Origin of the sequence: Thermococcus sp. (assembly GCF_027066465.1) — an archaeon.
GTDB lineage: Archaea > Methanobacteriota_B > Thermococci > Thermococcales > Thermococcaceae > Thermococcus.
The window spans coordinates 1-12259 of record NZ_JAMONU010000083.1; the positions used below are offsets into that span (position 1 = coordinate 1).

At 53.9% G+C, this 12259-nt stretch carries 16 protein-coding genes and 1 tRNA gene; 11 read left to right on the plus strand and 6 right to left on the minus strand.

Features of this window, described 5'->3' with window-relative positions; translation table 11 throughout:
• Positions 1 to 1159: 1159 nt before the first annotated feature.
• Positions 1160 to 1426, plus strand: a complete 267-nt coding sequence (locus MVK46_RS03830) for a hypothetical protein (RefSeq protein WP_297535329.1) — start codon at positions 1160 to 1162, stop codon at positions 1424 to 1426.
• A gap of 30 nt (positions 1427 to 1456) precedes the next feature.
• Positions 1457 to 1708: a hypothetical protein gene (locus tag MVK46_RS03835; RefSeq protein WP_297535330.1), complete on the plus strand. Its 252-nt coding sequence runs from the start codon at positions 1457 to 1459 to the stop codon at positions 1706 to 1708.
• Between the two features lie 152 nt (positions 1709 to 1860).
• Here MVK46_RS03835 and MVK46_RS03840 read toward each other — a convergent pair whose 3' ends face one another.
• The 3 genes from MVK46_RS03840 to MVK46_RS03850 form a co-directional block, all read right to left on the minus strand.
• Positions 1861 to 2955: an ATP-binding protein gene (locus MVK46_RS03840; protein WP_297535331.1), complete on the minus strand. Its 1095-nt coding sequence runs from the start codon at positions 2953 to 2955 to the stop codon at positions 1861 to 1863.
• A 101-nt stretch (positions 2956 to 3056) separates the two neighbouring features.
• Positions 3057 to 3656, minus strand: a complete 600-nt coding sequence (locus MVK46_RS03845) for a YigZ family protein (protein WP_297535332.1) — start codon at positions 3654 to 3656, stop codon at positions 3057 to 3059.
• A gap of 1 nt (position 3657) precedes the next feature.
• On the minus strand, positions 3658 to 4110 hold the full coding sequence (locus tag MVK46_RS03850) for an HAD family hydrolase (protein ID WP_297535333.1): 453 nt from the start codon (positions 4108 to 4110) through the stop codon (positions 3658 to 3660).
• A gap of 98 nt (positions 4111 to 4208) precedes the next feature.
• Here MVK46_RS03850 and MVK46_RS03855 point away from each other — a divergent pair, with 98 nt between their 5' ends.
• A complete protein-coding gene (locus tag MVK46_RS03855; RefSeq protein WP_297535334.1) occupies positions 4209 to 5024 on the plus strand; it encodes a phosphatase PAP2 family protein in 816 nt (271 codons plus the stop codon).
• A gap of 39 nt (positions 5025 to 5063) precedes the next feature.
• Positions 5064 to 5140: transfer RNA gene (locus MVK46_RS03860), tRNA-Thr, on the plus strand.
• A 2-nt stretch (positions 5141 to 5142) separates the two neighbouring features.
• Here the strand turns inward: MVK46_RS03860 and MVK46_RS03865 are convergent.
• A complete protein-coding gene (locus MVK46_RS03865) occupies positions 5143 to 5556 on the minus strand; it encodes a hypothetical protein (RefSeq protein ID WP_297535335.1) in 414 nt (137 codons plus the stop codon).
• 139 nt (positions 5557 to 5695) lie between these two features.
• Entirely contained in the window at positions 5696 to 6556 is an 861-nt protein-coding gene (gene panB / locus MVK46_RS03870) for a 3-methyl-2-oxobutanoate hydroxymethyltransferase (protein ID WP_297535336.1), read from the minus strand.
• A gap of 90 nt (positions 6557 to 6646) precedes the next feature.
• Here panB and MVK46_RS03875 point away from each other — a divergent pair, with 90 nt between their 5' ends.
• Genes MVK46_RS03875 through MVK46_RS03895 form a run of 5 tightly spaced genes read left to right on the plus strand, consistent with a single transcriptional unit; the run spans position 6647 to position 9147 of the window.
• Positions 6647 to 6907, plus strand: a complete 261-nt coding sequence (locus tag MVK46_RS03875; protein WP_297535337.1) for a ribbon-helix-helix protein, CopG family — start codon at positions 6647 to 6649, stop codon at positions 6905 to 6907.
• Complete coding sequence (locus tag MVK46_RS03880; protein ID WP_297535338.1) at positions 6876 to 7340, plus strand: type II toxin-antitoxin system VapC family toxin; 465 nt, start codon at positions 6876 to 6878, stop codon at positions 7338 to 7340. Before MVK46_RS03875 ends, MVK46_RS03880 begins: the two co-directional genes overlap by 32 nt.
• Positions 7337 to 7765: an archease gene (locus tag MVK46_RS03885; protein ID WP_297535339.1), complete on the plus strand. Its 429-nt coding sequence runs from the start codon at positions 7337 to 7339 to the stop codon at positions 7763 to 7765. Before MVK46_RS03880 ends, MVK46_RS03885 begins: the two co-directional genes overlap by 4 nt.
• 9 nt (positions 7766 to 7774) lie before the next feature.
• The gene (locus MVK46_RS03890) at positions 7775 to 8710 is read left to right on the plus strand and encodes a tRNA (cytosine(49)-C(5))-methyltransferase (RefSeq protein WP_297535340.1); all 936 of its coding nucleotides are present in this window, start codon (positions 7775 to 7777) and stop codon (positions 8708 to 8710) included.
• A complete protein-coding gene (locus MVK46_RS03895; RefSeq protein WP_297535341.1) occupies positions 8707 to 9147 on the plus strand; it encodes a hypothetical protein in 441 nt (146 codons plus the stop codon). Before MVK46_RS03890 ends, MVK46_RS03895 begins: the two co-directional genes overlap by 4 nt.
• Here the strand turns inward: MVK46_RS03895 and MVK46_RS03900 are convergent.
• Complete coding sequence (locus MVK46_RS03900; RefSeq protein WP_297535342.1) at positions 9144 to 10547, minus strand: flippase; 1404 nt, start codon at positions 10545 to 10547, stop codon at positions 9144 to 9146. The genes MVK46_RS03895 and MVK46_RS03900 overlap by 4 nt on opposite strands.
• A 99-nt stretch (positions 10548 to 10646) precedes the next feature.
• On the opposite strand from MVK46_RS03900, the gene MVK46_RS03905 reads away from it, so the two are divergent.
• On the plus strand, positions 10647 to 12086 hold the full coding sequence (locus MVK46_RS03905; RefSeq protein WP_297535343.1) for an RtcB family protein: 1440 nt from the start codon (positions 10647 to 10649) through the stop codon (positions 12084 to 12086).
• Positions 12087 to 12115: 29 nt separating this feature from the next.
• Positions 12116 to 12259 (plus strand): cyclic pyranopterin monophosphate synthase MoaC (locus MVK46_RS03910; protein WP_297535344.1); only part of this gene is annotated, 144 nt, incomplete at its 3' end.

Consider the following 12259-nt stretch of genomic DNA (forward strand, 5'->3'; position numbering starts at 1 on the left):
GCTGAAATAACGCTCGAGAGTTATAAGGGTTTCGATTGAACGTGCCGGAGGAGTGCCTCCGGCGAGCTCACCACTTCAGGTCGAGGCTATTCTTGCAGAGGTTTGTAAACTGCCGTTCCTCGACGAGTTCACAAACATCGAGAGAGCCGAGAAGAAGCGACCATTCTTCTAGAGGTGTGTAAACCCAGAGAGACCGGAGCAGACATCATTGCTCCGAGCAAGGACGGAACGTAGCCATTCTTCTAGAGGTTTGTAAACTGGAAAGACGACTATTTCTATGGAGGTTTCAAAGAATCTTCCTTGACCTTCTTGAAGCCCAGTAGCCATTCTTCTAGAGGTTTGTAAACCCTCGGGTTTTTTCGTCCTTTTGGACGATAAAAGAAGGAGAACTTCTCCTTAAAAAATTTACCCAACCAGAAGCCCAGAAAAACAAAACACGAAAAAGCCTAGTCTAAACTATACCAAATAGTAAAAACACAAACGAGGAAAGCAGAAAACCCAAACACCCAAAATAAACCCTAAAAAACTGGTAAAACAACAACCAACAGTGAACAGAACTTAACCACAAAAACAAGGGTTAATCAAAACTTTTCACTCCACCGCACTCCAAGGAGAAGCCTCTAAAAGACGAAAAAAGCCTTCAGAATGCCCCATTAAACCCCAGCCCGAAAAACAGTTTACCCGCCCTTATTCCATCAATTTGACCGTATTACTGCCCGAATTGGAATTTTAAGGTTTTTCCACCTTTCTCTGTCAAACTTGTGCATGGTGATACTCTTATGCAGCGTAAAAATGGGAAATTTTCTCTTATGCTTTTTCTTCGGGTTTGAGAGTTTTATTCGGGGGAATAGTCGCCCGCCGGGTTGTTCCTCTCCCTGTTTCCGGTTTTGGGCTGGGAACTGCCTTGTTTCCAAATGAACACATTTGAAAAAGAAACGAAGACAGAGCCGAAAACATCGAAACGACGGCGTATCAATCTATACCACGCAGAAAAAACCAGCGAGCACGTCAAGAAAGCGATTGCATACCTTGGAGGAGCATGTCAGGAGAAGCCCCTGCCCGGGATTACCAAAAAATTTATAAACTGATTGTTACCTTAATCTATCTTGCCGTTTCCGGACCTCCGCGGGACTGGCCTTAGCGTTTCTGGTGATGCCCGATGAGGCGCGTTCTGGATTTCGGATACGAGTTTGATTGCTACCTTCTGGAGCTCGAGGGTCCTTCTGGTTCAGTAACAATAAAGGCCGAGTTTGAACCCAAGTATCTGAAGCTCACAATCACGGGCGAGAACTTTTCAAGCCAGCTTCTTCTCAAGTACACCCGCGAGAACGTTCAAAAGCTGGCCTACCTCTACTGGAAGTACGCGGGGCACGTTGAAGGTGTGAACGTTCCCCGCGGAATTCAGGAGCCGGTTCCCGCCCTGTGAAGCTTTCTTTTCTTTCCAAAAAGCTGGGAGGTGGCTTCTGTGGGCGTGAGAAAGGTTAAGAAGACCCGCGTCGTGCTCGAGTGTTTTGATGCGTTCACGTTTTCACCGATAAAGTATCCTGCAGAGTTCGTGTTCGACGACGACTCGGTCAGCCTCGCGTCTTCAATGTTTGGCTCGGTCAGCATCTCCTACACGCGTGAGAATGCCAAGGCGCTTTACGAGCTCCTCAAGGCCTTCGCCGAGCGGGTGAAGGTGGAGGAGGAGATGAGGCGCCTCGTCTGACCTTTCGTTTTTTGGCCTCCCGGCGAAGGACGAGATAACCGCCGGGAGGTGATGCCGTGAGGCTCCTCAGGAGGCTCCTGCGCCTTCTGGCGCGGGTCCTCCCCTTCGGCTGGCCCTTCCGCTGAGGGGCCGGCCCCCCTTCATTTAATGATTCAGCTGAGGTTAAACCTCTTAACGGCCTCCCTGAGGAGGGGGTCCTCAATCCAATACCTTCTCTCAGACGAGCGAATGAAACCGGCCTTTTCAAGCGTTTCGAGGTACTTATAGACGTGCTGAACCCTCGTGGGTGCCAAGCCGAGGGTTTTAAGCCTCCTGTAGATTTCCGCCCCACGGAGGGCGCTCGGGTAGGCTTCCGCCAGAACCCTGAGGACGCCGAGGTAAACCCTGCTGTTGTAGACGTTCAGGAAAGCCTCTATGTCCTTCTTCCACTCCTCAAGGGCGTACCCCCTGCTTTCCTCAAGGGCCACGGGGAGAGCTTCTTCCGGGTCCTTTCCAGTCCTCACAAGGTTAACCGCGGTGACGCCGTAGTGTGCGATAAACCCCGGAATTCCTCCAAGCTCTTCAACGGCCCTTGAGAGCTCCAGCTCGTTCGTTACCTTTATTCCATAGCTTCTGAAGCCCTCGATGAGGTATCCCCTCCCCTCCTCGATGCTCCACCTTGGAAGGGCGAAGATTTCTGCCGAGCGCATGAAGTTCGGTTTTTCGGCGCTTGGGTTTAGATACTCGACCAGCATACCCGGCATTGAGCCCGTGAAAACGAGGGAGATGTTCGGGTAACTGTCCGTTATCTCCTGCAACAGTCCCCTGAAGTCGAGATTCTTCAGCCTCGCCAGAACCTGTGCTTCGTCGAATATCAATACACCCAGCTTGGCATTCTGGGACAAAACCCGGACCAGCGTTGAAAAGTCTCTGCTGAACTCCTCAATGCTCGTCTTCCTCACCTCAACGCTCACCCCTCGAAACGATATTTTGTAGCTCTTGCTCGTCGTTACCATCTTGAGGGACGTCCTCTTGGGTTCTATGTCGGCTATTGATATCGCCCGGGAGCCTATGAATCGAGAGAAGTTGAAATAGACGTAATGATAGCCCCGTTTTCGCCTTAACTTTTCCGCCATCACACTTACTACGCTCGTTTTTCCCACCCTTCTCGGACCGAGAAGAACCGCGGTATTGCTCCTGAGAACCGCACTGAGAAGGTTTTCAACGGCTTTCTTATGCCCCTTCCCCCAGAGGCATTCCTCCTCCATCACCGGCCTCGTTCGGAAGAAATTTTTACATACCATGCAAATTACACCCCATGTAAATTACATACCCTGTAAATTTAAAGGTTTTCCTTAATCCAGAAAGCTCACAGGGGTGTCCCGAACTTTACCTTTCCCCTCGTTCTCTCAACGAGCAGTTCCATAAGCTCCTCAACCTCGTCCTTCCTCACCGCGACGGTGAACGTGACGCTCCCGGAGTAGTCCTCGCCGATGACCCTCGCACCGGCCGTTTCTATGGTTTCTTTAACCGTGCGAAACAGGCTGTAGGGAAAGGTAACCTGAAAGTGCCCCGTCTCGTGGACATCAACGACGCCCGCGTTCTCAATAGCGAGACTCGCGGCTTCGCTGTAGGCCTTAACGAGTCCCCCGTAACCGAGCTTTATACCCCCGAAGTAGCGCGTGACCACGACGACAACGTTGCTCAAACCTCTGTTCTGAATAACCCTCAGCACGGGCTTTCCGGCGCTTCCCTTCGGCTCGCCGTCGTCATCGTAGCGAACCGCGAAGCTCCTCCCATCGTTTATGACGTAGGCCGAGACGTTGTGGTTGGCGTCGCTGTGATGGGCTTTTATCTTCCCGATGAAGGCCCTCGCCTCCTCCTCGCTTCCGGCGGGGGCGGCGTAGCCTATGAAGACCGACTTCTTCACAACGAGCCTGGCAGTTCCAATGCCTTTCAAAGTCCTCATGCTACCTCCTCAGCGTCGCTATGAGCTTCTTCTCGTTGAGGAGCATCTCTATTGCGTCTCTAACGTCTGTAACCGCGATATCACTGACGAGGAGTGCATCAACGCTTGCACCCTCCTTTCCCACAATGCAGAACGCCAGTTCGGCCTTCTCAAGCATCGGAATGTCGTTGTTCCCGTTCCCGACGGCGGCGTAGGGGACGTAGCCCTCGGCTATCCGGGCCTTTTCAAAACCGCTTGAAACCCTCTCGATTTTAACCGGCAGTCCCCTGAACTCCTCCTCCAGGGTTCCAAACGTGTCGGCGCTCAAAACGACAACTGTGTATTTCTCGGAGAGCTTCTTTAACAGCTCCTTAACGTCATCAGGAACCCGGCCCTCAACGCCGAGCGTCCCGTTGAGGTCGAACAGAACGGCTTTAAACTCAATCCTTCCGTATCCCGGAATCTCCATTGACATCACCGGCTGGAATATGTGTAAAGTTTTTTAAGGGTTAACGTGTATCAACCGGCTGATACACAAAAGTGAGTTAACCCAATAACTCCGGGGGGTAAAAAATGAACCTACTGAGGCAGAGGCTCAGCGACCCCCGCGTTCTCATAAGGCTGAACGCCTTCGTGCTGAGCTACTTTGGCTGGATACTCTTCGGAATCCTCTACGGCTACATAGGCAGGTGGAGTGTAAACGTCACGAACGAGTTTCTGAAGCTTCCCCTCACCTCAAGGACGTTGGTGTACTCCGTCCTCGACACGATTAAAGCGATACCCCCTCTCTACGAACTGTTCAGGGCAGTTTATTACCTTGGATTCGCCGGCTCGATAGGCATGATGGTGGTTTACCTCCTGATATACCTGTACGACCTTGAGACCTCGGACGAGTTGCTGTCGCGCTATCTGCTCGCCTACGCGATAGCGGGCTCGATATACATGATGTTCCACATATACGCCCCCCACGTGGTCTATAGAATTCCCGGATACAGCTCGGAGAGCACTCTCCTAACGAGACAGGAGTTCGTGTTTCCGTCCCTTCACAACACGTTTGCGGCGATAAACATACTGACGATATGGAAGTACAGGAAGCGGCTTGGGGGTAAGGTTTTAATCGCGGTCAATACACTCATTCCCTTCGCAACCGTGTTCCTCGCCCACCACTGGATATACGATGTCATAACGGGATTCCTGCTGGCCGTCCTCGTCTCCAAGGTGCCCTCCCGCTGGGTCTTAAAGGCTCCTGAAAAAATCTACAGCCTCGAGTTCGACTCTCTGAAGGCAATAACAATGGTCAACCTCCTGCTGGCCCTCATAGTTTTTATAATAGCCCTCAGTCCCGGGAGGTGGATGCTCCTTATTAAGAGCCTACTCGGCCAGCCCTGAGAAAAGCTTATAAATCCTAGCTCTGTCCCATAGAACGGTGCCGGGGTAGCCTAGCTCGGCAGGGCGGGGGACTCGTAATCCCCAGGTCCCGGGTTCAAATCCCGGTCCCGGCTCCATTTTACCACGTTAATACCCCCATTCTCAGGCTTACCCTAACCTCGGCCGCTTCTCCCTTTGAAATTATAAGCAGGTAAAGCTTCTCACTCGTGGGGAACCTCCAGTATTCATCAAATTTTGTAACGTTGGCCTTATACAGGTAACAGAGGGCGCCCTCACCCGAGTGGAGTAGCCTCAATCCAGCCGAGTCCGTTATACAAACCGTAACGGGTGCGTTTGATTTTATCTCGATATAGATGCTCTCCCATTGATAACCCCTAAGCTGAATCGAGTAGGTTGAGTTGGGGGTGAGAAGAAATGAACCGCTGTAGCTTCCGTGAGTGGCACCGATGAGGGCTAGCCCGAGGAGTATGGCCACTGATGCCGCGAAGAGTCCCGCCTCAAAGGTCCTCGTGTGGACATACCACTTGAACATTTTCCAATCCCCATTGGAGAGTATGCAAACGATACATATAAAGGTTGCAGTTTTATTATTCTAAAAAGTTACAGAAGCGGCAGAAACATCGTCAAAAACTCACATTTTCAAAAAAATCCAAGAAATAAGGACAGGTCCATTAGGAGCGTAAATTCCTCAGCTTTTCAAGCGCTCTGCGGGCCTTTTTCTTAAACTCCTCCCTGTTCTGATACCCCCAGTAGTGCTCCTCACTTGGAAATTCTCCAGCCTTGACCTCGCGGTTGTACTGACTCAGGGCCTCCACGATGATCTTCCCCAGCTCGGCGTAGCGCTTGGCGAAGGGGGGCGAGCTTTCGTAAATTCCAAGGAGGTCGTGCCAGACCAGAACCTGACCGTCAACGTACGGGCCCGCGCCAATTCCTATCGTCGGAATCGAGACCTCCTCAGTTACGAGCTTCGCGACATCGGCCAGAACGAACTCAAGCACAACGGCAAAGGCCCCGGCCCGGTCAAGGGCTTTCGCGTCGCGCAGGATTTCCTCGATTTCCTCCTCCGTCTCGCCCGTGATTCTGTAGCCACCGAGCCTCAGGTAGCGCTGGGGAGTTAAACCGGTGTGTCCCATAACCGGAATTCCCATCCTAACGAGCTTCCTGACGAGTTTTTCGTGGTCGGCGCCACCTTCAATCTTCACGGCATCGGCTCCGGCCTGAATAAGCCGAACGGCGTTCTTAACGCCCTCCTCGATGCTGACCTCGTAGCTGGAGAAGGGCATATCAGCTAAAACGAGCGCCCGCTTAACGGCCCTTGCAACGGCCCTTGTGTGGAATACCATCTGCTCCATCGTCACGTTGAGAGTGTTGTTATCGCCGTAAACGACCATTCCGAGGGAATCACCAACGAAGACAATGTCAATTCCCGCCTTATCCGCCAGGAGCGCCGAGGGGTAATCGTATGCCGTCACCATCGTGATTTTCTCCTTCCCCTTCATCTCGCGGATTTTCTTTGGCGTTACCTCCCTCATGCAACCACCTGCCTTCGTTTCGACGGCGGTCTAATTAACGGTTTCGATAGGGTTATATACCGATGTCGGTAATTACCTACAGGTGATGGCATGGGGAAGGTTAAGACGAGCGTTTACGTCGATGAGGAGCTGTGGAAGGAATTTAAAGAGCTGGCCCTTCGGGAGGGGAGCGAGGTCAGCAGACTGCTGGAGGAGGCGCTGATGAACTACCTCATAAACGAGGTCTTGAAGGACGTTGACGACTCCGAGGTTCCCCTGTGGTTCGAGCCACTCAACGTTGGTGGCGAGAGCAGTGAAAAGCTCCTGAGGGAGATGAGGGATGACCGCGAGGAGCGTTTACTTGGACAGTAGCGCAATCTTGAAGAGGTATCTGAACGAAAACGGAAGCGACCTCGTGAAGAAAGCCTTCAGGGACGCCTACAGGGGTGAGGTAAAGCTGGCCTTCAGCTTCTGGAACATAGGTGAGGTAATCGGGATATTCGACAAAAAGCTGAGGAGGGGCCAGCTCACCGAGGAGGAGTTCAACTTTCTGAAGAGGGGCTTCCTGGCGGAGGTAAAGCGGTTCACGAGGCTGGGTGTCCTCGAGGTCGTTCCCGTCCATTCCCTACTCCTAGCTGATGCGTGGGAGCTGATTGAGAGGTATCACATTTATCAGGCAGACGCCTTGCAAATAGTTTCGGCGAAGTACGTAGGAGCCGATGCCTTTTACACCGCAGATAAGAGGCTTCACGAGATGGCCCTCAAAGAGGGCTTGAACTCAATCCTCGTGGGGGTGAGAGAATGAGAACCTGGGAGCACTACGAGCACACCGCCGACATAGGCGTTCGCGGTTACGGCTCAACGCTGGAGGAGGCCTTTGAGGCGGTCGCGCTGGGCCTCTTTGATGTTATGGTGGACGTGAGGAAGGTCGAGCCGGGGGAGTGCCGCGAGGTTGAGGTGGAGGAAGAGGACTTGGAGGCGCTCCTGTACAGCTTCCTTGAGGAACTCCTAGTGCTCCATGACATGGAGGGACTGGTCTTCGGCGACGTCAGGGTCAGGATAGAGAAGACCGAGAACGGCTACCGCCTCAAAGCCAAAGCCTGCGGAGAACCTCTCGACTACGAGAAGCACGAGCCGAAGGAGGAAGTCAAGGCGATAACCTACCACGACATGAGGATTGAGAAACTGCCGGACGGGCGCTGGATGGCGCAGTTCGTCCCCGACCTGTGAGGTGATTGGATGAGCGCGAGGGACGTTATTAAGGAAACCAATCCGGCCTTTTACGAACGCTACTCAAAGCTCGACGATTCGGACGAGTTCTGGGAGCTCATGGTTAAGCCCCTCAGGCAGAGCATAAGGGTGAACACGCTCAAGGCCCCGCTGGAGGTGGTGGTTAAGAGACTCAGAGAGGAGTTCGAGCTCGAGCCGATTCCCTGGGTCAGGGAGGGGTTCTTCATCAACGTTGACAACCTCGCGAAGGTCCCGGAGCACGGCCTCGGCTTAATCTTTGGCCAGGAAGCCAGCTCGATGATTCCGTCGGTGGTTCTCGAGCCGAGGCCGGGGGAGCTGGTTTTGGATATGGCCGCCGCGCCGGGCTCGAAGACTGGGCAGATAGCCCAGTACATGGAGAACGAAGGCTGTATAATAGCCAACGACCCCAACAGGGACAGGGCCAACGTTCTGATAGCGAACCTCAACAGGATGGGGGTCCTGATAGCGAGGGTAACAACGAGGGACGGGGCCAAATTCGCACGCTTCGAGAATACCTTCAACAGGGTTCTATTGGATGCACCGTGCTCCTCTGTCGGAATGATACGAAAGAGCTGGCGCTTCCTGAGGGAGTGGCGTGAGAAGGCAGTCGTCAAGTACATGAACATTCAGAAGAGGCTCATCCTGGCCGGTTACAAGGCGCTGAAGCCGGGTGGGGTTATGGTCTACTCGACCTGTACAATAGACCCGCTGGAAAACGAGGAGGTCGTTGACTACCTCCTGAGGAAGACCGACGCGAGGCTTGAAAAGATAGACCTGCCCGTGAAGACGAGCAAGCCGGTCCTTGAGTGGGAGGGGAAGGCCTACTCGGACGAGCTGAGAAAAGCTCTGCGCATACACCCGAACGACAACGACACCGAGGCGTTCTTCATAGCGAAGATAGTCAAGCCGGGTGATGGGGAATGAGCAACCCAAGAAACGAGATTGGGAAAACCGGCGATGCCGAGCTCGTTAAAAGGCTCCTCATCGAGAACTACGGTTATGCTCCGGAGCTAATCTACGAAATCCGGGGCAACCATCGTAAAGTTTACGCCTACAAGCCCTGTAGGCTGAAGATAAGCGACACCGGCAGAAGAGGCATCTACTTCGGCAGGATAGAGAGCGATGGAATAAGGCTTACCATCGAGGGTGCCTTCCTCATCGGACCAAGGGCAACGAAGAACGTTGTTGAGCTGGACGATGAGCGAGCGAGGCGCTACTTGGCCGGGGAGAGTGTTGAGATTGATGCGCCGGACGGCTGGGTGCTCCTCAAATGGCGCTCCTACTACCTCGGCTCCGCTAAGGCCAAGAACGGGAGGTTGCTCAACTACGTCCCGAAGGAGAGAAGGTTAAGAATGGATTAGATTCTGAAACCTTCCACCTTTATTATCCCCGTTTTGTAGAGCAGGTAGAGCGTCAGGAAGTACAGGTTGTCGGCCCAGTCCGGCTTTACGTAGTTCTCCAGCCAGAGGACGGCCAGGGCAGTGAGAACCCACGCGAGGGTTCCCCGGACGAGACTCCTCGCGAGCTCCATCGGGGGGAGCACCTTCGGGAGGACGTCGCGGAGGTAGTAAACCGTCGCCCCGAGGAAGAGGGCCTGGCTGACCACCGTTCCATAAACAGCACCGAGGAGTCCGAAGAGCTTTATGAAAATCAGGTTCAGGACGAAGTTGGCGATGTTCGCGAAAACCAGCGTGTTTACGGCTTCCTTCTCACGCCCGATTGCCATGAGGAGGCTCTGACCGATGAAGGCCGGGAAGTAGAAGAGCACTATGAGCGACATCGGGCCCATGAGCTTCATCGCAGGGGCATACTTGTCGCCGAAGAGCAGGGGAATGTAGTAGGGAAGGCTCGTCTGGGAGTAGAGCACGATGCCAATCGCTATTAAGAGAAGGCTCTTGGTGGACTCGAGGATTGGCCCGCGGAGCCTTTCGAGGTTGCCCTCGTGGTGGGCCTCGCTCATCTTGGGAAAGAGCACCGAACCGAAGGACTGGGGAATGAAGTATATCGCCTTGAAAATCGTCGCGCCGACGTTGTAGAATCCCGTTGCGACAGCTCCGAGGAGCTTTGACACCATCATTATGTCCACGTTCCAGAAGAAGAGGCCGGTCAAAGTCTGGAGGGAGAATGGAAGGCTCTTCCTGAGAACCTCAACCAGGGAAACGCCGCTCCCCCTCGGGAAGTCCCTCACCAGCCTCTTGTAATCGAGGTAGAGAAATGCCAGAACTATTGAATCCGCGACGATATAGGAGATTACAATCCAGAAAAGGCCGAGCTTGGCAGTGAACAGGACGAAAAGCAGAAGCAGTGCCCTCTTTCCGAACTCCGCCAGTGCCACAGGATGCGTTCTGCCCTCGATGTAGAGGATTGAGTATATGGAGTCGAGGAGGAAGCAGAGAAGTGGGTCGAAGGCGAAGACGAGGGTGAGTATGATAACTTCCTCGGAGTAACCAAGAACCTTGAGGAGAGCGTATAGGAGAACCTCTGAAAGGGCGAAGAGCAGGAAGCGGGCCTTCGTAACCGTTTTGAGAAGCGGGATGAACACGTCTTTTTCCTTGCTGGCTTCCCTCGTGAGATAGGTATCGAGGCCGAAGTTGACGAAAGCCGTCGTTATCGCGGAGAACGCCAGAACGGTGGAGTACACACCGAAGTCCTGAACGCTGATAATCCTGATTATGTAGATTGTGAAAAAGACCATTATCATGCTCCTCGCGAAGTTCCCCGCCATCAGATGCCCGATGTTCTTGAGCAGATTCCCGGCCATCGAGAAATTTTCGAGAAGAGGGTATAAAGGAGTAGCGGTTGGAAATTCGGTGCTAAGGTTTTAAAGTTCTGGCGTTAGAATACCCTAAGGGTGAGAGCGATGGTGCCGCTGAAGAGAATAGACAAAATCCGCTGGGAGATTCCCAAGTTCGACAAGCGGATGCGCGTTCCGGGCAGGGTTTATGCCGACGACCAGCTGATTGAAAAAATGAAGCAGGACAGAACCCTTGAGCAGGCCGCCAACGTTGCAATGCTCCCCGGCATATACAAGTACTCCATCGTCATGCCCGATGGACATCAGGGCTACGGCTTCCCGATTGGAGGTGTCGCAGCGTTTGACGTGAAGGAGGGCGTAATAAGCCCCGGAGGCGTCGGATACGATATCAACTGCGGCGTCAGGCTTATCAGAACCAACCTCACCGAGAAGGAGGTGAGACCCCGCATCAAGGAGCTCGTTGATACCCTCTTCAAGAATGTTCCTAGCGGACTTGGAAGCAAGGGACGTGTGAGGCTCCACTGGACCCAGCTCGATGACGTCTTAGCGGACGGTGCCAAGTGGGCAGTTGAGAACGGCTACGGCTGGAAGGAGGATTTGGAACACCTCGAGGAAGGCGGGAGGATGAAAGGTGCAGACCCCAGTGCAGTAAGCCAGAGGGCGAAGCAGAGGGGTGCTCCTCAACTCGGCTCCCTTGGTTCAGGAAACCACTTCCTCGAGGTTCAGGTCGTTGACAAAATCTACGACGATGAGATAGCCAAAGCGTACGGCCTCTTCGAGGGGCAGGTCGTTGTGATGGTTCACACCGGTTCGCGCGGCCTCGGCCACCAGGTGGCGAGCGACTACCTCAGGATAATGGAGAAGGCCAACAGGAAGTACGGGATTCCCTGGCCCGACCGCGAGCTGGTGAGCGTTCCATTCGAGAGCGAGGAGGGACAGCGCTATTTCTCCGCGATGAAAGCTGCTGCAAATTTCGCCTGGGCCAACAGGCAGATGATAACCCACTGGGTCAGGGAGAGCTTTGAGGAGGTCTTCAAGAGGAAAGCTGAGGACATGGAGATGCACGTGGTTTACGATGTGGCGCACAACATAGCGAAGGTAGAAGAGCACGAGGTTGACGGGAGGAAAGTTAGGGTCGTCGTCCACAGGAAGGGAGCGACGAGGGCCTTCCCTGCCGGCCACCCGGACGTGCCGAGAGCTTACCGCGACGTCGGACAGCCGGTCCTCATTCCGGGCTCGATGGGCACCGCGAGCTACGTCTTGGCCGGTGCAGAGGGTTCGATGAGGGAGACCTTCGGTTCGAGTTGCCACGGTGCCGGAAGGCTCCTCAGCAGGAAGGCGGCGACGAAGCAGTACCGCGGCGACAGGCTGAGAAACGAGCTCCTCCAGAGGGGAATCTACGTCCGCGCGGCTTCCCTCAGGGTCGTTGCAGAGGAGGCTCCCGGCGCGTATAAGAGCGTGGACAACGTCGTCAGCGTCGTCCATCAGGCCGGCATAGCGAAGCTCGTCGCGAGAATGCGCCCGATGGGAGTAGCTAAGGGCTGATTTCATCTCCCTTTTTGTGGGGTGTTACCATGGAGCTGACTCACGTTGACGAGAAGGGCGTTAAGATGGTTGAAATCGGCCACAAGGACATTGTTTTTCGAAAAGCCGTTGCGAAAGGGAGGATTAGGCTCAAACCCGAAACAATAGAGCTCATAAAGGCAGGCAAGACAAAG

Coding starts and splice junctions, on each gene's coding strand:
- MVK46_RS03830 (WP_297535329.1), top strand. CDS start 1,160: ATGAGGCGCGTTCTGGATTTCGGATACGAGTTTGATTGCTACCTTCTG.
- MVK46_RS03840 (WP_297535331.1), bottom strand. CDS start 2,955: ATGGAGGAGGAATGCCTCTGGGGGAAGGGGCATAAGAAAGCCGTTGAA.
- MVK46_RS03845 (WP_297535332.1), bottom strand. CDS start 3,656: ATGAGGACTTTGAAAGGCATTGGAACTGCCAGGCTCGTTGTGAAGAAG.
- MVK46_RS03850 (WP_297535333.1), bottom strand. CDS start 4,110: ATGTCAATGGAGATTCCGGGATACGGAAGGATTGAGTTTAAAGCCGTT.
- MVK46_RS03855 (WP_297535334.1), top strand. CDS start 4,209: ATGAACCTACTGAGGCAGAGGCTCAGCGACCCCCGCGTTCTCATAAGG.
- MVK46_RS03865 (WP_297535335.1), bottom strand. CDS start 5,556: ATGTTCAAGTGGTATGTCCACACGAGGACCTTTGAGGCGGGACTCTTC.
- panB (WP_297535336.1), bottom strand. CDS start 6,556: ATGAGGGAGGTAACGCCAAAGAAAATCCGCGAGATGAAGGGGAAGGAG.
- MVK46_RS03875 (WP_297535337.1), top strand. CDS start 6,647: ATGGGGAAGGTTAAGACGAGCGTTTACGTCGATGAGGAGCTGTGGAAG.
- MVK46_RS03880 (WP_297535338.1), top strand. CDS start 6,876: ATGACCGCGAGGAGCGTTTACTTGGACAGTAGCGCAATCTTGAAGAGG.
- MVK46_RS03885 (WP_297535339.1), top strand. CDS start 7,337: ATGAGAACCTGGGAGCACTACGAGCACACCGCCGACATAGGCGTTCGC.
- MVK46_RS03890 (WP_297535340.1), top strand. CDS start 7,775: ATGAGCGCGAGGGACGTTATTAAGGAAACCAATCCGGCCTTTTACGAA.
- MVK46_RS03895 (WP_297535341.1), top strand. CDS start 8,707: ATGAGCAACCCAAGAAACGAGATTGGGAAAACCGGCGATGCCGAGCTC.
- MVK46_RS03900 (WP_297535342.1), bottom strand. CDS start 10,547: ATGGCCGGGAATCTGCTCAAGAACATCGGGCATCTGATGGCGGGGAAC.
- MVK46_RS03905 (WP_297535343.1), top strand. CDS start 10,647: ATGGTGCCGCTGAAGAGAATAGACAAAATCCGCTGGGAGATTCCCAAG.